General features: G+C 66.1%; 18 protein-coding genes. 6 read left to right on the plus strand and 12 right to left on the minus strand.

Translation table 11 applies throughout. From position 1 onward, the window contains the following. Positions 1-9 precede the first annotated feature (9 nt). From FOB72_RS13395 to FOB72_RS13420, 6 genes are all read right to left on the minus strand, one after another. The gene (locus FOB72_RS13395; RefSeq protein WP_150372961.1) at positions 10-819 is read right to left on the minus strand and encodes an ABC transporter ATP-binding protein; all 810 of its coding nucleotides are present in this window, start codon (positions 817-819) and stop codon (positions 10-12) included. A 16-nt stretch (positions 820-835) separates the two neighbouring features. Next, positions 836-2,185 carry an ABC transporter substrate-binding protein gene (locus tag FOB72_RS13400; RefSeq protein ID WP_150372962.1) on the minus strand — a complete coding sequence of 450 codons (1,350 nt, stop codon included), beginning with the start codon at positions 2,183-2,185 and terminating at the stop codon, positions 836-838. Between the two features lie 47 nt (positions 2,186-2,232). Then, complete coding sequence (locus FOB72_RS13405) at positions 2,233-3,309, minus strand: branched-chain amino acid ABC transporter permease (RefSeq protein ID WP_150372963.1); 1,077 nt, start codon at positions 3,307-3,309, stop codon at positions 2,233-2,235. A 20-nt stretch (positions 3,310-3,329) separates the two neighbouring features. Beyond that, complete coding sequence (locus tag FOB72_RS13410) at positions 3,330-4,244, minus strand: branched-chain amino acid ABC transporter permease (RefSeq protein WP_150372964.1); 915 nt, start codon at positions 4,242-4,244, stop codon at positions 3,330-3,332. Positions 4,245-4,269: 25 nt separating this feature from the next. Next, on the minus strand, positions 4,270-5,061 hold the full coding sequence (locus FOB72_RS13415; RefSeq protein ID WP_150373899.1) for an ABC transporter ATP-binding protein: 792 nt from the start codon (positions 5,059-5,061) through the stop codon (positions 4,270-4,272). Positions 5,062-5,238: 177 nt separating this feature from the next. Then, positions 5,239-7,203 (minus strand): AMP-dependent synthetase/ligase, encoded by a 1,965-nt coding sequence (locus tag FOB72_RS13420; protein ID WP_150372965.1) that lies wholly within the window; start codon positions 7,201-7,203, stop codon positions 5,239-5,241. 248 nt (positions 7,204-7,451) lie between these two features. On the opposite strand from FOB72_RS13420, the gene FOB72_RS13425 reads away from it, so the two are divergent. Beyond that, positions 7,452-8,150 (plus strand): Crp/Fnr family transcriptional regulator, encoded by a 699-nt coding sequence (locus FOB72_RS13425; RefSeq protein ID WP_150372966.1) that lies wholly within the window; start codon positions 7,452-7,454, stop codon positions 8,148-8,150. Between the two features lie 8 nt (positions 8,151-8,158). Here the strand turns inward: FOB72_RS13425 and FOB72_RS13430 are convergent, their stop codons facing one another. Further along, entirely contained in the window at positions 8,159-9,562 is a 1,404-nt protein-coding gene (locus tag FOB72_RS13430; RefSeq protein WP_150372967.1) for a PLP-dependent aminotransferase family protein, read from the minus strand. 163 nt (positions 9,563-9,725) lie between these two features. Here FOB72_RS13430 and FOB72_RS13435 point away from each other — a divergent pair, with 163 nt between their 5' ends. From FOB72_RS13435 to FOB72_RS13450, 4 genes are all read left to right on the plus strand, one after another. Next, positions 9,726-10,055, plus strand: coding sequence for a DUF2917 domain-containing protein (locus FOB72_RS13435; protein WP_150372968.1), 330 nt, complete (start codon positions 9,726-9,728; stop codon positions 10,053-10,055). 148 nt (positions 10,056-10,203) lie between these two features. Beyond that, positions 10,204-13,533, plus strand: coding sequence for a fused isobutyryl-CoA mutase/GTPase IcmF (icmF, locus tag FOB72_RS13440; RefSeq protein WP_150372969.1), 3,330 nt, complete (start codon positions 10,204-10,206; stop codon positions 13,531-13,533). Between the two features lie 77 nt (positions 13,534-13,610). Beyond that, on the plus strand, positions 13,611-14,057 hold the full coding sequence (locus FOB72_RS13445; RefSeq protein WP_150372970.1) for an HIT family protein: 447 nt from the start codon (positions 13,611-13,613) through the stop codon (positions 14,055-14,057). A 43-nt stretch (positions 14,058-14,100) separates the two neighbouring features. Beyond that, positions 14,101-14,955: a 3-hydroxybutyryl-CoA dehydrogenase gene (locus FOB72_RS13450; RefSeq protein WP_150372971.1), complete on the plus strand. Its 855-nt coding sequence runs from the start codon at positions 14,101-14,103 to the stop codon at positions 14,953-14,955. Positions 14,956-15,043: 88 nt separating this feature from the next. On the opposite strand, the gene FOB72_RS13455 is transcribed toward FOB72_RS13450, so the two are convergent. Genes FOB72_RS13455 through FOB72_RS13465 form a run of 3 tightly spaced genes read right to left on the minus strand, consistent with a single transcriptional unit; the run spans position 15,044 to position 18,025 of the window. Beyond that, complete coding sequence (locus FOB72_RS13455; protein WP_150372972.1) at positions 15,044-16,027, minus strand: Bug family tripartite tricarboxylate transporter substrate binding protein; 984 nt, start codon at positions 16,025-16,027, stop codon at positions 15,044-15,046. Between the two features lie 37 nt (positions 16,028-16,064). After that, positions 16,065-17,207: a CaiB/BaiF CoA transferase family protein gene (locus FOB72_RS13460; RefSeq protein WP_150372973.1), complete on the minus strand. Its 1,143-nt coding sequence runs from the start codon at positions 17,205-17,207 to the stop codon at positions 16,065-16,067. 11 nt (positions 17,208-17,218) lie between these two features. Beyond that, positions 17,219-18,025: a citryl-CoA lyase gene (locus FOB72_RS13465; RefSeq protein ID WP_150372974.1), complete on the minus strand. Its 807-nt coding sequence runs from the start codon at positions 18,023-18,025 to the stop codon at positions 17,219-17,221. Between the two features lie 127 nt (positions 18,026-18,152). Here FOB72_RS13465 and FOB72_RS13470 point away from each other — a divergent pair, with 127 nt between their 5' ends. Continuing rightward, entirely contained in the window at positions 18,153-19,067 is a 915-nt protein-coding gene (locus FOB72_RS13470; RefSeq protein ID WP_150372975.1) for a LysR substrate-binding domain-containing protein, read from the plus strand. 72 nt (positions 19,068-19,139) lie between these two features. Here FOB72_RS13470 and FOB72_RS13475 read toward each other — a convergent pair whose 3' ends face one another. Both FOB72_RS13475 and FOB72_RS13480 read right to left on the minus strand, forming a co-directional pair. After that, a complete protein-coding gene (locus tag FOB72_RS13475) occupies positions 19,140-20,657 on the minus strand; it encodes a CoA-acylating methylmalonate-semialdehyde dehydrogenase (RefSeq protein WP_150372976.1) in 1,518 nt (505 codons plus the stop codon). Between the two features lie 24 nt (positions 20,658-20,681). Continuing rightward, positions 20,682-22,013, minus strand: a complete 1,332-nt coding sequence (locus FOB72_RS13480) for an aspartate aminotransferase family protein (RefSeq protein WP_150372977.1) — start codon at positions 22,011-22,013, stop codon at positions 20,682-20,684. Positions 22,014-22,149: the final 136 nt, after the last annotated feature.

The raw sequence follows: 22,149 nt of genomic DNA on the forward strand, positions 1-22,149 counted from the left end.
ATCGATCCTTCATGCCAGCCAGCGCTTGCGGCGGCGGTAGCTCTTGACGTCGCGGAACGACTTGCGCGCGGCGCCTTCCGCGTCGTTGGCGGCCACGCCGAGGTAGAACTCCTTCACGTCCTCGTTGGTCCGCAGCGATTCGGCGTCGCCATCCATCACGACGCGGCCGTTCTCGAGGATGTAGCCGTAGTCCGCATAGCGCAACGCGACCATCGTGTTCTGCTCGGCGAGCAGGAAGCTCACGCGTTCGCGCGCGTTGAGGTCGCGCACGATCTCGAAGATTTCCTCGACGATCTGCGGCGCGAGGCCCATCGACGGTTCGTCGAGCAGGATCATCGCGGGCTTGGCCATCATGGCCCGGCCGATCGCGCACATCTGCTGCTCGCCGCCCGACGTGTATCCGGCCTGGGACTTGCGCCGCGTCTTCAGCCGCGGGAAATAGCCATAGATCTTTTCGAGCTCGTCGCGCGTGGCCGCGCGGGACAGGCCGCGCGTGTAGGCGCCGGTCAGCAGGTTCTCCTCGATCGTCAGGTGCGCGAAGCAGTGGCGGCCCTCCATCACCTGGATCACCCCACGCCGCACGAGGTCGTTCGGCGTGAGCTGATCGACGCGATTGCCCTGATACGTGATGGAGCCCTTGGTCACATCGCCGCGCTCGGCGTGCAGCAGGTTCGAGATGGCCTTGAGCGTGGTGGTCTTGCCGGCGCCATTGGCGCCGAGCAGTGCCACGATGCGGCCCTCGGGCACCTCGAGCGAGACGCCCTTGAGCACAAGGATCACGTGGTCGTAGATGACCTCGATATTGTTGACCGTCAGCATGATGTCAGGCCCTGTCTCAGGACTTCACGCAACCCGGCGTGATGCCCTTCTCCTTGGCGTACTGCGCCGCGGTGGCCTTGAACAGCGGGTGGATCAGGTTCTTGTTGCCCTCGATCCAGTCCGACACCACGACCCACTTGCTGCCGTCCCATTGCTGGATCTTCACCTTGCCCGACCCTTCGTGGTTCTCGCACGAGGTCTTGATCTCGGGCAGCAGGCCCGTGGCGCCGAGCTGCTGCAGCCGCGCGTTGGTCACGTTGAGGTTCTCGAAGGCCCAGCGCATCTGGTCGCCGTTCATGACCTTGCCCTTGCCGAACTTGTCCTGCGCCACGCGGATGGCCTCCACGGTGACGACGGCCGCCGACACGCCGCGGTTGTAGAGCACCGAGCCGACCTTGTTGCGGTCCTGCATATTGCCCTTGTTCGCGCCGTACACCACCTTGTCGATATCGGCGATAAGGGGGACGTTGCGGCCCGCCACGTTCCACGTGGCGCTCATGTAGCCCTTGGCCGCGTCGCCGGCCGGCACCGTGTCTTCCTCGGAGCCGGCCCACCACGAGCCGATCATCTTGTCGCGCGAGAAGCCGACCTTCTGCGCGGCCTTGAGCGCGGTCTGGTTCATCACGCCCCAGCCCCAGAAGATCACGTAGTCGGGGTTCTCCTGGCGGATACGCAGCCACTGCGCGCCCTGCTCGTTGCCGGGGTGCGCCACCGGAATCTCGACGAGGTTGAACTTGTTGAGCCTGGACTCCGCCTGCAGCGCGACGATCGGCTCCTTGCCATAGGCGGAGTCGTGGTACAGGTAGACGATCTTCTTGCCCGCGAGGGAGCCGCCGTTCTTCGACTGCAGGTACTTGACGATGGCCGACACCTGCATCTGGTACGTCGTGACGAGCGGGAAGGCGTAGGGGAACACCGAACCGTCCACGGCGTCGGTACGGCCATAGCCCATCATGACCAGCGGGACCTTGTCGGCCGCGGTCTTGTCCACGAGCGCGTACGAGATACCCGTCGACATCGAGTGATAGGCGGTGCCCTTGGTCGTCGCGTTCTTGGCTTTCAGGCGCTCGTAGCACTCCACGCCCTTGGCGTTGTTGTACTCGGTCTCGCACTCTTCCCACGACAGCTTGACGCCGTTGACGCCGCCGTCCTTGAGATTCACGTAGTTGAGGTAGTCGATGAAGCCACCATAGAACGACTGGCCATTGGCGCCGTACGGGCCGACGCGATAGCTCGGCAGCGCGACGAATTGCTCACTGCTCTGGGCGAGCGCGGCACCGGCGGGTGCGAGCAGCGCCACGGCAGCAGCGGTAGCGGTAGCGGCGGCGAGCGCGGCACGCCACAAGTTGCGGATCTCGAATGCCATGACTTGTCTCCTGTTCCTGTTCGGATTTGTTATTTGCTACGACCCCTTCAATGCGGGAATGGCCACAACCGCAGTTTCTCCTTGCCGATCTGCCAGAGGCGCGCGAGGCCGTGCGGCTCGACGATCAGGAAGAAGATGATCAGCCCGCCAAACACCATCAGCTGGATATGCGACACGGTGGCGTTCGTGAACGGCAGGCTGAGCCATGCCGCCAGCGTCGGCAGCGTGTTGTCGAGAAAGATCGGCAGCAGCAGGATGAACGCCGCGCCGAGGAACGAACCGAGGATGCTGCCCACGCCGCCGATGATGATCATGAAGAGCACGCGGAACGACAGGTCCAGCGAGAAGCCGTCCGGCTCCACCGAGCCGAGGTAGCAGAACGCATAGAGCGCGCCCGCCACGCCGCAGTAGAACGAGCTGACCGCGAACGCCAGCAGCTTGGTGCGCATGAGCGGAATGCCGATGACCTCCGCGGCCACATCCATGTCGCGCACCGCCATCCATGCGCGGCCCGTGGCGGAGCGCACGAGGTTCTTGGCGAGCAGCGCAAGCACCGTCACCACGCCGAGCACGAACAGGTACTTGCGCACCGGCGTGTCGAGCGCGAAGCCGAACAGATCGAGCCGCTGCGCGGTGATCACGCCCGACGAACTGTTGTTCGAGAACCAGGGGAACTTGGTCAGCGCCCACACCACGAAGAACTGCGCGGCCAGCGTCGCCACGGCGAGATAGAAGCCCTTGATGCGCAGCGACGGCAGCCCGAACGCCACGCCGACGAGCGCGGCCGACAGACCGGCCAGCAGGAACGTGAGCAGCACCGGCAGGCCTTCGATGCGCAGCTGGAAGTTGTACGCGGCATAGGCGCCGACCGCCATGAACGCCGCGGTGCCAAGCGATAGCTGCCCCGCGTAGCCGGTCAGGATATTGAGACCGAGCGCGGCCAGCGAGAAGATCAGAAACGGGATCAGGATCGCGCTGAACCAGTATTCGCTGCCGAGGAAGGGCACGGCGACAAAGGCCACGGCCATCAGCACGGCAAAGCCGATGCGGTCCTGGCGGATGGGGAAGATCTGGCTGTCGGCGACGTAGGACGTCTTGAACTGGCCCGCTTCGCGATAGAACATGTCGGCTCCTGAACGGTCCGTTAAACGCGGTCGATGTGTTTCTCGCCAAACAGCCCTTCGGGCCGGACGAGCAGGAACAGCAGCGCGAACACATACGGGAACCAGCCCTCGATCCCGCCGAAGTTGCCGCCGAACATCGACTGGAACACGGGTGGGATATAGATCTCGGCCAGCTTCTCCGACGCGCCGATGATCAGTCCGCCCACGATCGCGCCCGGCACCGACGTGAAGCCGCCGAGGATCAACACGGGCAGCGCCTTGAGCGCGGTGAGCGTCAGCGCGAACTGCACGCCGTTGCGCGAGCCCCAGAGCATGCCTGCCACCAGCGCGACGAACCCCGCCACGCCCCACACGATGGCCCAGATATGCTGCAGCGGAATGCCGAGCGAGAGCGCGGCCTGGTGGTCGTCCGCCACCGCGCGCAGCGCGCGGCCGACCTTCGTGTACTGGAAGAACAGCGCGAGCGTGGCCACGAGCACGGCGGCGATGCCGGCGGCCGCGAGGTCGAACTTCGACACGACGATATTGAAGTGCGTGAGAATCGGCTCGATCGGTTCATCGACGATGCCAAGCTGGATCGGGCGCACCTCGTTGCCGAACAGCAGCGGGCCGAGACCTTCGAGGAAGAACGACAGGCCGATGGTCGCCATGAACAGCGTGATGGGCGGCTGGTTGACGAGCTTGCGCAGCACGAACCGTTCGGTGCCGATGCCGACGAGCACCATCACCACGAACGCGCCGATCACGGCCGCCCACATCGGCATGCCCTTGTCCATCAGGCCCACCACCGCGAGCGCGGCAAAGTACACCATCGCGCCCTGCGCGAAGTTGAACACGCCGGACGCCTTGTAGATAAGCACGAAGCCGAGCGCGACGAGCGAATACATGAGGCCCGACAGCAGCCCGCCCAGCAGGATTTCGAAGAAGAAGGTCATGGTCCGTGGCCTGCGATGCGAGCGGTTAGTGCGACGCGCCGAGATAAGCGCGGATGACGTCGGGGTTGGCCTTGACCTCTTCCGGCGTGCCGTCGCCGATCTTCTTGCCGTAGTCGAGCACGACGACGCGGTCCGAGATATCCATGACCACGCCCATGTCGTGCTCGATGAGCACGATGGTCGTGCCGAACTGCTGGTTCACGTCGAGGATGAAGCGGCACATGTCCTGCTTCTCTTCCACGTTCATGCCGGCCATCGGTTCGTCGAGCAGCAGCATGGACGGCTCCGCGGCCAGCGCGCGCGCCAGTTCCACGCGTTTCTGCAGACCGTACGGCAGGCGCCCCACCGGCGTCTTGCGAATGGCCTGGATCTCGAGGAAGTCGATGACCTCCTCGACCTTGCGACGATGGCGCACCTCCTCCGCGCGCGCGGGACCCCACCACAGCGCATGGGCGAAGATGCCCGAACGGAACAGCGTATTGCGCCCCGTCATGATGTTGTCGAGCACGGTCATGCCCTTGAACAGCGCGATGTTCTGGAACGTGCGGGCGATGCCCTGCCGCGCGGCCGCGGTCGGATGCATCTGCCGGCGTTCCTCGCCGCGGAACACGATGCGCCCCTGCTGCGGGTGATACACGCCGTTGATCACATTGAGCATCGAACTCTTGCCCGCGCCGTTCGGGCCGATGATCGCGCGGATCTCGTGCTCGCAGACGTCGAACGAAATATCGGTCAGCGCCTTGACGCCGCCGAACGACAGCGAGATATGCTGCAGGTCGAGGATCACGTCGCCACGCGTGCGCGCGTGCGCGGGCATGCGGGGGTCCAGCGCTTCGCCGGGCCGCACTTCCGCACAGGGCGTGTGAGGTGTGTGGGGATTGCCCGCGCCCTGCGCGGGCGAGGCGATCGGGCCGGTCGTAGTGTGCGCGCCCGCCGTGGGGGGGCCGTCCGCGCGGGTCCGTGCCATCTGTGTCATGCCGTCGCTCCGGTCGGGTTAGGCTGCGCGCGTGGCGCCGCGGGGCGGAAACCGTGTGGCCTCCACCAGTTTCAGCGTCGCCGACACGCTGCCCTCGCGCCCGTCCTCGAACTTGACGCGCGTCTCGATGAATTGCTCCGGTACGCCCGCGTAGAGCGCATCGACGAGCACCGCGTACTTCTCCGCGATATAGCCGCGCCGTACCTTGCGCGTGCGCGTCAGCTCGTCGTCGTCGGGGTCCAGCTCCTTGTGCAGGATCAGAAAGCGCGCGATCTGCGAGCCCGCCAGCATCGGATCGGCCGCGAGGTCCGCGTTCACCTGCGCGACGCAGTCGGCGATCATCGCGATGACGTCGGGCTGCCCCGCCAGATCGACATAACCCGCGTAGGGCAGATGGCGCCGTTCGGCCCAGTTGCCCACCGCGTCGAAGTCGATATTGATAAATGCGCAGACATGCGCGCGGTCCGCGCCGAAGGCGACCGCTTCCTTGATGTACGGAAAGAACTTGAGCTTGTTCTCGATGTACTTGGGCGCGAACATCGAGCCGTCCGCGAGCTTGCCCACGTCCTTCGCGCGATCGATGATCTTCAGGTGGCCGTCGGCATCGATGACGCCGGCGTCGCCGGTCATGAAGTAGCCCTCGTCGTTGATCGCCTCGCGCGTGGCATCGGCGCGCTTGTAGTACTCCTTGAGCAGGCCCACGCCGCGCACGAGCACTTCGCCGTTGTCGGCGATGCGGATCTCCATGCCGGGCGCGGCCGGACCCACCGAGTCGAACTTCACCTGCCCGTCGGGCTGCAGGCACACGTAGGCGCAGGTCTCCGTCTGGCCGTAGAACTGCTTGAGGTTGACGCCGATCGAACGATAGAAGCGGAACAGGTCGGGCCCGATCGCCTCGCCCGCGGTATAGGCCACACGAATGCGGCTCATGCCGAGCACGTTGCGCAGCGGGCCGTAGATCAGCAGCGCGCCCACCGCATAGCGCAGGCGGTCCGCGAAGGCGACGGGACGGCCGTCGAGCAGATCGGCGCCGCAGCGGCGCGCGACGGCCATCGCCCAGTGGAACAGCTTGCGCTTGATCCACCCCGCGTCTTCCATGCGGATCATCACCTGCGTGAGCAGGCCTTCATAGATGCGCGGCGGCGCGAAGTAGTACGTCGGGCCGATCTCGCGCAGGTCGGTCATGACGGTCTCGCGCGATTCGGGGCAGTTGACCGTGAAGCCGGCCACCATGGCCTGCGCGTACGAGAACAGGTTGTCGCCGACCCACGCCATCGGCAGATACGACAGTACGTCGTCGCCGGGGCCGAGGCCATCGAAGCCGCAACCGTTGCGCGCCGCGCCGATCAGGCCCGCGTGCGCATGACACACGCCCTTGGGCTTGCCCGTGGTGCCCGACGTGTAGAGGATGATCGCGGTATCGCCGGGCTGGCCGGCGGCCACCGCCTCGTCGAACAGGCCGGGATGCGCGCTGTCGTATTCGCGGCCGATTTCCTGCAGGCGCTCGTACGACAGCAGCGACGGATGATCGTAGTCGCGCAGCCCGCGCGGATCTTCATAGACGAGATGCCGCACGGCGCGGCCGCGCGCCGCGAGTTGCGCTTCCACTTCCAGCAGCTTGTCGACCTGCTCCTGGTCCTCGACGATCGCGAAATCGATCTCGGCGTCGTCGAGCACATAGACCATCTCGTTGGCGATCGCATCCTGATAGAGCGGCACCGGCACGCCGCCGAGCGCCTGCGCGGCGGTCATGGCCCAGTAGAGGCGCGGCCGGTTGTCGCCGATCACGGCGAGATTCATGCCGCGCCTGAAGCCCAGCGCCGCGAGGCCACAGGCGACTTCGCGCACCTCGCGCGCCACCTGTGCCCAGTCGTGGGTCTGCCAGATACCGAGGTCCTTTTCGCGATAGGCCGGATGCGCCGGCCGCTGCCGGGCATGCTCGAGCAGTAATCGTGGAAAGGTCGTTGCGGCTGACTCCTGCATCGCTCCACCTCCTGTGCCGCCTGTGCCGCCAGTGGGGGCACGCCCGGGTATCAAGCCATTGGAGCGGTGGCTATACTGGGCGATGCCGTACGTCTGCCGCACCGCATCAATTGCCCGCCGTGCCTCGTCCTGTCTGGCACGCGCCCCGCTGTCCCTGTGATGTATCCGTACGATAGCCCATGGAATTTGGCGGGGTTGTCGCGCCGGTGACAATCTCGGGTTAATCCCTACGGGAGCTTGCCGCGCCAATGCAGAATGCCAAGCCGAACGCCAACACGACGCCAGGCGATCTGATCGACCGCTGCGTATGGGCCCGCGATCTGAGCGCCGCGCAGCGCGAACATGTCCGCGCCGTGACAGTGGTGCGCGAATACGAACAGGGCGACTACGTCGTGCACAAGGGCGACCTGGCCGAGCATTGGCTCGGGGTGGTCGAGGGCATCGTCAAGATCACGACGGTGTCGCCCTCGGGCAAGTCGGTGACCTTTACCGGCGTGCCCACCGGCGGCTGGTTCGGCGAAGGGGCCGTGCTCAAGTCGGAAGTGCGCAAGTACGATGTGATGGCGCTGCGCCGCTCGCGCATCGCGTTCATTCCACGCGAGACGTTCCAATGGCTGCTTGAAACGAGCCTGCCATTCACGCGCTTTCTGCTGACGCAGTTCAACGAGCGGCTCGGGCAGTTCATCGCGGCCGTCGAATACGAACGGCTGCTCGACATCGACTCGCGCGTGGCGCGCGCGGTGTCGTCCCTCTTCAACGAACAGCTGTATCCGGGGCTCGGCAACACGATCGAGATCTCGCAGGAAGAGATCGGCCTGCTGGCGGGTATCTCGCGCCAGCGCGCGAACCAGGCGCTCAAGGTGCTGGAGCAGCAGGGACTCGTGCGCGTGGACTATGGCGTGATCGAGGTGCTCGATCTGGAAGGGCTGCGGCAGTACGGGGAGTAACGCCGTCTTCAGCGCTTGCCGCCGGCCTCGCGCAGGAATGCGAGCGCGCGCGGCTCGCTGACATAAGCGGAATTCACGCGCACCCACGGCGTGGTCTCGCCGCCCGGTCGGAAGAAATTGCCGGGCGCGATCTTGACGTCGTACCGCTCGCCGATCGCAAGCAACTCGCGCGAGTCCTCGATGCCCTGCGGGCGCGTCCACAGGAAGTTGCCGCCGGCCGGCTCGCAGAACACTTCCCACCCGCAATCGGCCAGCGTGTCGACCGCGCGCGCGGTGACCTCGCGCGTGCGCAGCCGCAGGCGGTCCACGTGCTTGCGATACGCGCCGCGCTCCAGCAGGCATGCGGTGACCGCTTCCGCGAAGTACGAACCCGCCACGCTCGTAAGTACCTTGACGTCCGCGAGCGCCTTGATCATCGGCTTGCTCGCGACGATATAGCCCACGCGCAGCGCGGCCGACACGGTCTTGGAAAAGCCGCCGATATAGATCACGTGCTCGAGCTGGTCGAGCGTGGCGAGGCGATCGGACACGTGCGTCTGGAAGTCCGAGAAGATATCGTCCTCGACGAAGCGGAAGTCGTGCTTGCGCGCGAGTTCGAGCAGGCGGAACGCGACGCGCGGCGCGAGCGTCGAGCCCGTGGGATTCTGCAGGATGCTGTTCGTGAAGAACAGCTTGGGCTTGTGCTCGCGCAGCAGCGCCTCGGCCGCGTCGGGATCGGGCCCGTCCGGCGTCTGCGGCACGCCCACGAGCTTCACGCCGTGCAGCCGCAACAGGCCGTACAGGTTGTAGTAGCCGGGGTCCTCGACGAACACGGTATCGCCCGGTTTCAGCAGATGGCGCACGACGAGATCCATCGCCTGGCTCGCGCCGTTGGTGATCAGGACCTGCGGCAGCTCCGCATCGATGCCGACCTGTCGTGCGCGGTTCAGCACGTGCTGGCGCAGGTCGGGCAGGCCCAGCGGCGTCGCGTAGTGGATGAGGCTATCGACGTTGTGGCGCGAGACGTGGCGGATGGCCGCAGTCAGTCCATCGACGTCGCGCCAAGACTCGGGCACGAAGCCGCCCGCGAGCTTGAGCATGCCGTACGGGTGGTGGAATTGCTCGATGATGTGGTCCGACAGGTCCTCGGCCAGGCTGGGATCGGACCAGCCGCGCATCGCGCGGCCCGAGAGCGGGCTGTCCGCGACATAGAAGCCCGAGCCCTGTCGCGAATCGAGCAGCCCCTGCGACACGAGGCGATCGTAGGCCTCGATGACCGGAAAACGGCTGATGCCGTGATCGGCCGCGAGCTGGCGGATCGACGGCAGCTTGGCGCCGGGGCGCGCCTCGCGCGAGCCGATCCACGCGCGCACCGAATTGACGATCTGTTCGGTCAGCGGCACACCGGTGGTGGCGTCCAGCGTCAGCTTCATGAATCCCCCCGCATTGTCGTAAAGCCCCCGAACTGTCAGCAGAAACTACTGCACAGTACATCTGAAACTGTTCGGAAGTGTGCATGGGATTGTAGTGCAGGCCATGAATAATGACAGCATGGTTCCGCTGTCGCGGTACCGACGCTGCAGAAGGAGATGGACCATGCGGGAACTCAGGACATTCGAATTGAACGAGCCGGGCCGGCTCGTGAACTGGCGCGCGCGCCACGATCAGCGCGTGCTGGCGCTGGAAGGCATGCTGTGGCTGACCATCGAGGGCGTGCCGTGCGATATCTGGCTCCGGCCCGGCGCCGAGCATCTGCTGCGCGAGGGCGAGATGGTATGGCTGTCGGGCGAGGGCGGCCCCGCCCGCTTCGTGCTGTCGGAGCCCGCGCCGCGCTGGTCGGGATGGCGCGTGCTGCGGATCGTGCGGCGCGCCGTGGCCCGGATGACGCACACGGTCGCCTATGGCGCCTGCCCGCGCGTATCGTGACCCTCACGACCGTCACGGCCACCATGACATTTCGGATTTACGTTAACGTAAGCGTCAAGTAACGTCATATAATCCACCGAGTCCGGTCAGAGCGACCCCAGATGTCGCCGGCCGGCGGTTGCCAGTCACAGACCGAGCGGTGGAGACCATGACTGATCTTTCCGATGTCAGCAAGACCGTCGGCAAGCCGGCGGAAGATGCCAGCCGGACGCCGGCCAACAAGGTGCGCTTCGTCACGGCGGCCTCGCTGTTCGACGGCCACGACGCTTCCATCAACATCATGCGGCGCATCCTGCAGTCGCACGGCTGCGAGGTGATCCACCTCGGCCACAACCGCTCGGTGCGGGAAGTGGTGAACGCGGCCTTGCAGGAAGACGCGCAGGGCATCGCGATCTCGAGCTACCAGGGCGGGCACGTCGAGTACTTCCAGTACATGATCGACCTGCTGCGCGAGCATGGCGGCGAGCATATCCAGGTCTTCGGCGGCGGGGGCGGCGTGATCGTGCCCGAGGAGATCCGCGCGCTGCAGGCCTACGGCGTCGCGCGCATCTACAGCCCCGAGGACGGCCAGCGGCTCGGCCTGGCCGGCATGATCGCGGACATGGTCCAGCGCTGCGATATCGACCTCACGCGTTATGCCCCCACCACGCTCGATGGCGTCCGGTCGGGCGACCGCCGCGCGCTGGCGCAGCTGATCACCGCGCTCGAGAACGGCAAGGCCGCGCCGGCGCTGGTCGATGCCATGCACTCCCAGGCGAAGGCCGCGAACGTCCCCGTGCTAGGCATCACGGGCACCGGCGGCGCGGGCAAGTCGTCGCTGACCGACGAACTGATCCGTCGCTTCCGCCTCGACCAGCAGGATGCGCTGTCGATCGCCGTGATCTCGATCGACCCGTCGCGCCGCAAGTCCGGTGGCGCGCTGCTTGGCGATCGCATTCGCATGAATGCCATCGATCATCCGAATATCTTCATGCGCTCGCTCGCCACGCGCGATGCGGGCTCCGAGATCTCGCAGGCCCTGCCCGATGTCGTCGCGGCGTGCCGCGTGGCGGGCTTCGACCTCGTGATCGTCGAGACCTCCGGCATCGGCCAGGGCGACGCGGCGATCGTGCCGCACGTCGATCTCTCGCTCTACGTCATGACGCCCGAGTTCGGCGCCGCGAGCCAGCTCGAGAAGATCGACATGCTCGACTTCGCCGACTTCGTCGCGATCAACAAGTTCGACCGCAAGGGCGCGCAGGATGCGTGGCGCGACGTCGCCAAGCAGGTGCAGCGCAACCGCGAGCAATGGCACGCGAAGCCCGACGAGATGCCCGTGTACGGCACGCAGGCGTCGCGCTTCAACGACGACGGCGTGACGATGCTTTATCAGGGGCTGCGCGAGGCACTGGCCGCGCACGGGTTGCCGGCACCTGCGGCCGGCACGCTGCCGAAGCCGGCGGGACGCATCTCGACGGGCCAGAACGTGATCGTGCCGCCCGCGCGCAATCGCTACCTTGCCGAGATTGCCGACAGCGTGCGCGCCTATCATCGGCGCGTGGCCGAGCAGTCGCGGCTCGCGCGCGAGCGGCAGCAGTTGCGCGAGGCGCATCGCATGCTCGGCGAGTCGAGCGGCGCCTCGGGAGACGTGTCGAGCGGCGCGTCGGGCAGCGATGGGACGGACAACGACGATCGTCTGCTGGCCCTCGCCGCCGAGCGCGACGCGGCCATGGGCGCCGTCGAACGCAAGCTGCTTTCGATGTGGCCGCAAATGCGCGCCGCCTACAGCGGCGACGAGTACGTCGTGAAGATCCGCGACAAGGAAATCCGCACGGGCCTCGTCACCACCACGCTGTCAGGGACGAAGATCCGCAAGGTCGTGCTGCCGCGCTTCGAGGACGAAGGCGAGGTGCTGCGCTGGCTCATGCGCGAGAACGTGCCGGGTAGCTTCCCCTATACGGCGGGCGTCTTCGCGTTCAAGCGCGAGAATGAGGACCCCACGCGCATGTTCGCGGGCGAAGGCGATGCGTTCCGCACGAACCGCCGCTTCAAGCTCGTCTCCGAAGGCATGGACGCCAAACGCCTGTCCACCGCGTTCGACTCGGTCACGCTATACGGCGAGGATCCGCACCTGCGGCCCGATATCTATGGCAAGGTCGGCAACTCGGGCGTGTCCATCGCCACGCTCGACGACATGAAGGTGCTCTACGACGGCTTCGACCTCACGAGCCCGAGCACCTCGGTATCGATGACGATCAACGGTCCCGCGCCGACGCTGCTCGCGATGTTCATGAACACCGCGATCGACCAGCAGCTCGACCGCTTCCGCGCCGACAACGCGCGCGAGCCCACGGCCGACGAGGAAGCGAAGATTCGCGCATGGGTGCTGCAGAACGTGCGCGGCACCGTGCAGGCGGACATCCTCAAGGAGGACCAGGGCCAGAACACCTGCATCTTCTCCACCGAGTTCTCGCTGAAGGTGATGGGCGATATCCAGGAATACTTCGTCCACCATCAGGTGCGCAACTTCTATTCGGTTTCCATCTCGGGCTATCACATCGCCGAGGCCGGCGCGAACCCGATCTCGCAGCTCGCGTTCACGCTCTCCAACGGCTTCACCTATGTGGAGGCGTATCTCGCGCGCGGCATGCATATCGACGACTTCGCGCCGAACCTGTCGTTCTTCTTCTCCAACGGCATGGACCCCGAGTACAGCGTGCTGGGCCGCGTCGCGCGCCGTATCTGGGCCGTGACGATGCGCGACAAGTACGGCGCCAACGAGCGCAGCCAGAAGCTCAAGTACCACATCCAGACGTCGGGCCGTTCGCTGCATGCGCAGGAGATCGACTTCAACGATATCCGCACCACGCTGCAGGCGCTCATCGCCATCTACGACAACTGCAATTCGCTGCACACCAACGCGTACGACGAGGCCATCACCACGCCCACGGGCGAATCGGTGCGCCGCGCGCTGGCCATCCAGCTGATCATCAACCGCGAGTGGGGCGTGGCGAAGTGCGAGAACCCGAATCAGGGCGCGTTCCTGATCGAAGAGCTCACGGACCTCGTCGAGGAGGCGGTGCTGCAGGAGTTCGAGCGCATCGCGGAACGCGGCGGCGTGCTCGGCGCGATGGAGACCGGCTACCAGCGCGGCAAGATCCAGGAAGAGTCGCTCTACTACGAACAGCTCAAGCACGACGGCACCCTGCCGATCATCGGCGTGAACACGTTCCGCAATCCGGAAGCCGATCCGGTGCCGCAGACCATCGAGCTCGCGCGATCGAGCGAGGAAGAGAAGCAGAGCCAGCTGCAGCGGCTCGATGCGTTCCAGCACGACCACGCCGCCGACGCGCCCGCGATGCTCCAGCGGCTGCGCGAGGCGGTGATCGAGAACCGCAACGTGTTCGCGGTGCTGATGGATGCGGTGCGCGTGTGCTCGCTGGGCCAGATCACGCACGCGTTGTTCGAGGTGGGCGGACAATATCGCCGCAACATGTGAAAGGCGGGTTCCGGCAAGGGGAGCGCTGCGCTACACTCGAAGGCTGCGCCCCTTGCCCCACACTCTCCGAGATTGCCATGTCTTACCAATCCCCTGAATACAACGCCGGCAACATCTTCGCCCGCATCCTGCGCGGCGAGCTTCCCTGCTACAAGGTCTACGAGGACGCGCACACCATTGCGTTCATGGACATCATGCCGCAGGCCGACGGCCACACGCTCGTGGTGCCGAAGGAAGGCGCGCCGGACATCCTCACGCTGTCGCCGGAAGCCGCGGCAGCCGCCATCCACACCACGCAGCGCATCGCGCGCGCGGTGAACAAGGCGTTCGCCCCCGACGGCCTGCTCGTCACGCAGTTCAACGGCGAAGCCGCGGGCCAGACCGTTCCGCATATCCACTTCCACGTGCTGCCGCGCTATACGGACCAGTCGTTCCGCCGCCATGCGCGGGAGCAGCAGGAAGCGGACGTGCTGAAGGAACACGCGCAGCGACTCATTACCGCGTTGTCGGAACTGAACGGCTGACGCCGCGATCGACACGCGCCTCCATCCATCGAAGGGATCCAACATGCAGATCAAGACAGTGGGCATCGTCGGTGCCGGCACCATGGGCAATGGCATCGCGCAGGCATGCGCGGTGGCGGGACTCGATGTGGTGATGGTCGATATCAACGATGCTGCCGTGCAGAAGGGCATCGCGACGGTAGCGGGCAGCCTGGACCGGCTGATCAAGAAGGAAAAGGCCACCGAGGCGGACAAGACGGCCGCGCTGTCGCGCATCCAGGGCAGCACCGCCTACGATGACCTCAAGCGCGCCGATATCGTCATCGAGGCCGCTACCGAGAACCACGAGCTCAAGATCCGGATCCTGAAGCAGATCGATGCGCTGGTGGGCGACGGCGTGATCATCGCATCGAACACGTCGTCGATCTCGATCACGAAGCTCGCCGCTGCCACCGGCCGCGCCGATCGCTTCATCGGCATGCACTTCTTCAACCCGGTGCCGATGATGGCACTGGTCGAGCTGATCCGCGGGCTGGCGACGAGCGACGCCACGCACGCGGCCGTGGAAGACCTCGCGAAGCGCCTCGGCAAGTATCCGATCACGGTGAAGAACAGCCCGGGCTTCGTCGTGAACCGCATTCTCTGCCCGATGATCAACGAGGCGTTCTGCGTGCTCGGCGAAGGCCTGGCATCGGCGGAAGAGATCGACGAAGGGATGAAGCTCGGCTGCAATCATCCGATCGGCCCGCTCGCGCTCGCCGACATGATCGGCCTCGACACGATGCTGGCCGTGATGGAAGTGCTGTACACCGAGTTCGCCGATCCGAAGTACCGGCCGGCGATGCTGTTGCGCGAGATGGTGGCGGCCGGGTATCTCGGCCGCAAGACCGGACGCGGGGCTTACGTGTATAGCAAGTAAGCAGCAAGTCATCGCCAGCTTGCCGAAAGCGCAAGGAAAGGCCGGGCGGGAGCCTCGACTCCACCCGGCCTTTTTTACGCCCCCCGCTTCAATCGACCTGCGCGTTGCTCTTCTTCACGACCTCGGTCCACTTGCGGACCTCGCCATCCACGAATCCCTGCAACTGCCCGGGCTCCAGGGTGTTCGCCTCCAATCCCTGCGCGGCCAGTTGCTGATGCACGGTGGGATCCTGCAGCACGTTCGACACGGTCTGCAGCAGCCTGGTGCGCGTGCCCGCATCGAGACCCGCGGGCGCCGCGAGGATAAACCATGCGGTCAGGTCGAAGCCCGGATAGCCCGACTCCGCGACGGTCGGCACGTTCGGTGCCGCGGACGAGCGGCGCTGGCTGCTGACAGCCAGTGCGCGCAGCTTGTTCGCCTTCAGGTACGGCAGTACCGCCACCGGATGGTAGAACATGAAATCGACCTGTCCGCCCAGCACCGCGGTCAGTGCCTGCCCACCCTCCTTGAACGGCACGTGCGTCATGTTCACGCCCGCCATCGACTTGAGCAGTTCGCCCGCGAGATGGCCCGAGGTGCCGTTGCCGGCGGACCCGAACGACAGCTTGTCCGGGTTGGCCTTCGCATATGCCACGAGTTCCGCGAGGTTCTTGTAGGGTGCCTCGGCCCGGACGACGAGCAGCGTCGGCGTGTAGCCCGGCATGCCCAGGTACGTGAAGTCCTTGTCGGGGTCATACGGCAGTTTGCGGTACAGCGCCTTGTTGATCGCGTGCGTGCCCACGGTGCCGAGCGTGATCGTGTAGCCGTCGGCCTTCGACTTGGCCACGAAGTCGGTGCCGATGGCACCGCCCGCGCCCGCGCGGTTCTCCACCACGACGGGCTGGCCGAGCTTCTTCGCCATGCCTTCGCCGACCACGCGTGCGATCAGGTCGGTCGAGGTGCCGCCGCCGAACGGAACGATCATGCGGATCGGCCGGTTGGGATAGTCGTCGGCGTGTGCCGGCAGGTGGGCAAAGCCGGTTGCCAGCAGCAATGCGGCGAGCGCCGCCCGTAGCGTCTTCGTCTTGTACATGTCTCCTCCGTCTGGCGGTGGTTTTATCGAGTCGTTCTTATTGGGTACGGCTTTTCAGCTGCGCGCGAATCTCCTCGTCATGCTCTCCCAGCAGCGGCGGCGCCGTGACGTCCAGTGCGCGCTCGCCGTCGAACGACACCGGGCTGCGCACCGTGCGGAATTCGCCTAGCGTCGGATGGTGGCCCGTGACCAGCAACTCCAGATGCCGGGCCTGCGGATCCTCGAGCGCCTCGCTCGTGTCGTACATCGGCGCATGGGGTACGTCCTCCGCTTCGAGCCGCGCGCACCATTCCGCGCGCGGATGCCGGCGGAACAGCTCGCCGAGCAGATCGATCAGTACTTCCTGATTGTCGATACGCGCCTTGCGCGAGGCGAAGCGCGGATCCTGGAAGAGGTCCGGCCGCTCGATCGCGTTGGCCAGCCCCTGCCAGAACTTCTCTGGCGACGACATATGGAGCGCCACCCATTTGCCGTCCGCGCATTCGAGCACATACGACTGCGACACGCTCGGGCGGCTATAGGGGCCCATCACCTCCCCCGCGGAATAGTAATGCGTGAAGGCGTCGAGGTTGAAGTGGCTCATCGCCTCGAGCATCGACACCTCGACCTTGCGGCCGACGCCCGTGCGCTGGCGCTCGTACAGCGCGCCGAGAATGCCATAGGTCGCGTAGAAACCCGTCATCGAATCGGCGATTGCCGGGCCCACCACGCGCGGATTGGCCGGATTCACGAGCAGGTTCAGGAAGCCGCTCGCGGCCTGGGCCACGGTATCGTAGCTCGGGCGCGTGGCGGCCGGGCCCGTCGCGCCAAACCCGCTGATGGCGCAATAGATCAGCCGCGGATTGATCTCGCGCAGGCGCGCCTCGCCAGCATTGAGCCGCTCGGCCGCGCCGGGGCGGAAGTTCTGGATATAGACGTCGGCCTCGCGAATCAGCGCGTCGAACACTTCGAGGTCGTCGGGGTTCTTGGTGTTGAGCGTGAGGCTGCGCTTGTTGCGGTTGTACGTCTGGAAGTGCGGACTGTAGAGCCCGCCCTCGAACGCGCGAAACGGGTCGCCGGTCTCGGGCTGTTCGATCTTGATGACGTCGGCACCGAGGTCGCCCAGCAGCATCCCGCATGCGGGGCCCGTGATAAAGGTGCCTTGTTCGAGGACCTTGAGGCCCGCGAGGACTTTGGTCATGAATGCTCCCCTCAGGCCTGCGGGTCGAAGCCGGCCGGCGTACTGCCCGTGTAGACGAGTTCGCGCGTGGCCTGGTACGACAGCGCGAAGCCGATCGAGTGGCGCAGCTCCTCGCTCAGGTGGGCAATCAGGCCGCCCGTACGCGCGAGGATCGGCACGCCCTTGAGCGCGTTCAGCGGAAAGCCGACGCCGAGCAGCACGGCCGGAATCGCGGCCGAAACGTTGAGGCGCAGGTCCTTGCCGACGATATCGGGAATCACGGTTTCGATCGCTTCGGCGATATCGACGTAGACGGTGTCGGCACCGGCTTCGCGTGCCACCGCGAACAGCGCGGCCACACGCGGGTCGCGCGACTTGTGCACCGGATGGCCGTAGCCGGGAATGGCGCGGCGTTCGGCGCGATAGGCCGTGATCACGGCGCGCGCGGCGTCCTCGATCGACTCCCCTTTCTGCACCCGCTGCCAGACCTCGTGGAGCATGATGCCCGCGGTCTCCGATGCGCCGAGGATGACCGAGCCGCAGCCGAGAATCCCCGCGGCCACCGCGCCCTGCAGCGCGTCCGGTGCCGCGGCAAGCGTCATGCGGCTCGCCTGCACGCTCGGCACGAGGCCGTGCTCGGCAATCGCGACGAGCGTGGCGTCGATGACGCGCACGGCCGCGCGCGTGGGGCGCTCGCCCGTGACGAGGAAGCAGAAGTATTCGGTAAAGCTCAGCTTGCCGATCAGGTCCTGGCACAGGTCGGCGCCGCGCACGACGATGGTTTCGGTGTTGGAAGTGCAGATCGCGGTACGCGGAACGGTTTCCTTGCCAATCTTCATGGCGACTGTCTCCTGATGGATCTCGTAGTAGTGGCTGCCAGTCTATGAGCTCCGATGCACAGATAACAGTGATGAATTTCTCTGCTATGCATCGACAGCATCGATAACGGCGCAGTAAGATCGCGGCATGGAACTCCGACACCTTCGCTACTTCGAGGCGCTGGCCGATACGCTGAGCTTTACGCGCGCGGCCGAGCGCATGCACGTGACGCAGTCCACGCTGTCGCATCAGATCCGGCAGCTGGAGGAAGAGATCGGGCAGGCGCTGTTCAACCGCATCGGCAAGCGCGTGACGATGACCGAGGCGGGCGAGACGCTGCTGCTCCATATCGGCCCCGCATTGCGGCAGGTCGATCTCGCCCTCCATGCGGTGCGCGACGAGCAGGGTCCCGTGGCCGGCGAGATTCGCGTGGGGGCCACGCACAGCTTCAATATCCGGCTGATTCCGCAGTGCGTGTCGTCGTTCCTCACGCGCTACCCGTCCGTGCGCGTGATCGTGGAGGAATTGTCGGCCGCGGAGATCACGGCACGGCTCGCAAGCGGGGACCTCGACCTCGGCGTGTCGTATCGTCCCGCCCAGACCGATGCGTTGCGATTCGAGCCGCTGTACAACGAGGAGCTGAAGCTCGTGGTGGGCGCGCACCACCCGATGGCGAACCGCCGGCGCGCGCGCATGGTGGAGCTGCACGGCCTGCGCATGGTGCTGCTGCCGCAGTACTTCGCCACGCGGCAACTGCTCGACGAATGCTTCCGCGCGGCGGGCGCGGAGCCACTGGTCATCGCGGAACTGAATTCGATCGCGCCGATGCTCGAGCTCGTACGGCAGGCGACGGGGGGATCGGCGGGGGGATTGGATATTGCGGCGGTGATCGGCGAGTCGGCCGACCTCGGCAACGAGGACCTGCGCTTTATACCGCTGGAGAGTCCGACGCCGCAGCGCACGCCGGGGCTGCTGTGGCGGCGCGGCGCGCCGCGTGCGGTGCCGGTGAAGTATTTCGCGACGGCCGTGCGGCGCGTCGTGGAGTCGATGGAGAAACGATAGGCCCTCTCGCGACCCTCTCGCCTCGAACGGCGGGAGGGCCTCAAGCGATCGGTCGCCCCGTCGCCCGGTCTATTACTTCGCCACGGGCATCGTGAATTCCGCGCCCTTGGCGATGCTGTCCGGCCAGCGCTGCATCACGCTCTTGTAGCGCGTGTAGAAGCGCACGCCTTCCTCGCCGTAGGCGTGGTGATCGCCGAACAGCGAGCGCTTCCAGCCGCCGAACGAGTGCCATGCCATCGGGACCGGAATCGGCACGTTGATACCGACCATGCCCACCTGGATCTGCCGCGCGAAGGCGCGGGCGATACCGCCGTCGCTCGTGTAGCAAGACACGCCGTTGCCGAACTCGTGCGCATTGATCAGCGACACGGCCTCCGCAAAGTCGTCCACGCGCACCACCGACAGCACGGGCCCGAAGATCTCTTCCTTGTAGATCGTCATGTCCGGCTTGACGTGGTCGAACAGCGTGCCGCCGACGAAGAAGCCCTTGTCGTGCCCCTCGACCTTGTGGCCGCGGCCATCGGTCACGAGCGTCGCACCCTCTTCCACGCCCTTGGCGATATAACCCTCCACCTTCGCCTTGTGCACGCCGGTCACGAGCGGCCCCATCTCGGCATCGGCCTCCATGCCGTTGCGGATCTTCAGCGCCTTCGCGCGTTCCGCCAGACGCGGCACGAGCTTGTCCGCCACGTCGCCGACGGCCACCGCGACCGAGATCGCCATGCAACGCTCGCCGGCCGAGCCGTAGGCCGCGCCGATCAGCGCATCCACGGCCTGGTCGAGGTCGGCATCGGGCATCACCACGAGGTGGTTCTTCGCGCCGCCCAGGGCCTGCACGCGCTTGCCGTGCTTCGTGCCTTCCGTGTAGATGTACTCGGCGATCGGCGTCGAGCCCACGAACGACAGCGCCTGCACGTCCGGATGCGCGAGCAGCGCATCGACGGCCTGCTTGTCGCCCTGCACGACATTGAACACGCCATCGGGCAGGCCAGCCTGCTTGAGCAGGTCGGCGATCAGCAGGCTCGGCGACGGATCGCGCTCGCTCGGCTTGAGCACGAACGTGTTGCCGCAGGCCAGCGCGACCGGGAACATCCACATCGGCACCATCACCGGGAAGTTGAACGGCGTGATGCCGGCCACCACGCCGAGCGGCTGGCGCAGGTTCCAGTTGTCGATGCCGCCGCCGATGTTGTCGGTGAAGTCGGTCTTCAGCAGATTGGGAATGCCGCACGCGAATTCCACCACCTCGATACCGCGCGTGACTTCGCCCTTCGCATCCGAGAACACCTTGCCGTGTTCACGCGTGATCAGCGCGGCCAGGTCGTCGTGATGCCTGTCGAGCAGCTCCTTGAACTTGAACAGGATGCGCGCGCGGCGCAGCGGCGGCGTCTCCGCCCATGCCGGCGCGGCGGCCTTGGCCGCAGCCACGGCCGCATCCACGTCGGCGGCGGAGCCGAGCGCGACGCGGGCCGCGACTTCACCGGTGGCCGGATTGAAGACGTCACTGAAGCGGTCGCTGCCGGCCTGCCTGATGGCACCACCGATGTAGTGATGGATCTCGGTGATCTGCTTGTTTTCTGCGATGTTCACTGCGATGTCCCCTCGGTTTCCTGATTACTTCACGTCCTGCAGCGCTTCGCGCACGGTGTCGAACAGCTGGCCGATCTCCGCTTCGGAGATGATCAGCGGCGGCGAGAACGCGAGGATGTCGCCCGTGTAGCGGATGAGCACGCCGCGCTCGAAGCATTTGACGAACGCTTCGTAGCCGCGCGCACCCGGCGCGCCCGGACGCGACTCGAGTTCGACGCCGGCCATCAGGCCAAGGTTGCGGATGTCCTTCACGTACGGCGCGCCACGCAGCCCATGCACGGCGGCCTCGAACTTCGGCGCCATCTCGGCCGCGCGTTCGAACAGCTTGTCGCGCTTGTACAGGTCGATGGCGGCAATCGCGGCCGCGCAGGCGAGCGGGTGGCCCGAGTACGTGTAGCCGTGCGGCAGCTCGATGGCGCCGGGACCGGCACCGTTGACGACCGCGTCATGCACCTCGCGGCGCACCGCCACCGCGCCCATCGGCACCGCGGCGTTGTTGATGGCCTTGGCCATCGTGATCAAGTCCGGCGTGACGTTCAGGCGCTCGGCGGCGGTGGCGGCACCGAGGCGGCCGAATGCGGTGATCACTTCGTCGAAGATCAGCAGGATGCCGTGCTTGCTCGTGATCTCGCGCAGCTTTTCCAGATAGCCGACCGGCGGGATCACCACGCCCGTGGAGCCGGCCACCGGCTCGACGATCACGGCCGCGACGTTCGACGGATCGTGCAGCGCCAGAATGCGCTCGAGGTCTTCGGCAAGGTGCGCGCCCCATTGCGGCTGGCCCTTCGAATAGCCGGCTTCGGCGATGTTCAGCGTGGCGGGCAGATGGTCCGTGTTCGGCATCACGTTGGCCGACCAGATCTTGCGGTTCGGTCCGATACCGCCAACGCCCATGCCGCCGAAGCCCACGCCGTGATAGCCGCGCTCGCGGCCGATGATCTTCACGCGCTGGCCTTCGCCGCGTGCGCGGTGGTACGCCAGTGCGATCTTCAGCGCCGTATCGACGGACTCGGAACCCGAGTTCGTGAAGAAGATGCGGTCGAGACCCTTCGGCATGAGGGCGGCGACCTTGGTCGCGGCTTCGAACTCGAGCGGATGGCCCATCTGGAACGGCGGCGCGTAGTCGAGCGTGGCGGCCTGCTGGGCGATCGCTTCCACGATCTCCTTGCGGCCGTGGCCCGCGGCCACGCACCACAGGCCCGCGCAACCGTCGAGCACCTGACGGCCGTCATGGGTCGTGTAGTACATGCCGCTCGCCGAGGCCAGCAGGCGCGGCGCGGCCTTGTACTGGCGATTGGCGGTAAACGGCATCCACAGCGCTTCGAGGTCGGGGATCACGGTCTTGGCGGCGTCCATAGCTTCTCCTGGTATCCGGTGTCGGTTCGGTTGCGGTTCGATTTCGATTCGGCCACTCTACCGGCGCGTGGCGGCCCGCAGAATATACGGTCGCGAGTTCGCGCACTCACCGTACAGTTTAGGCTTTATGAACCGT

The organism is Cupriavidus pauculus (assembly GCF_008693385.1).
GTDB lineage: Bacteria > Pseudomonadota > Gammaproteobacteria > Burkholderiales > Burkholderiaceae > Cupriavidus > Cupriavidus pauculus_D.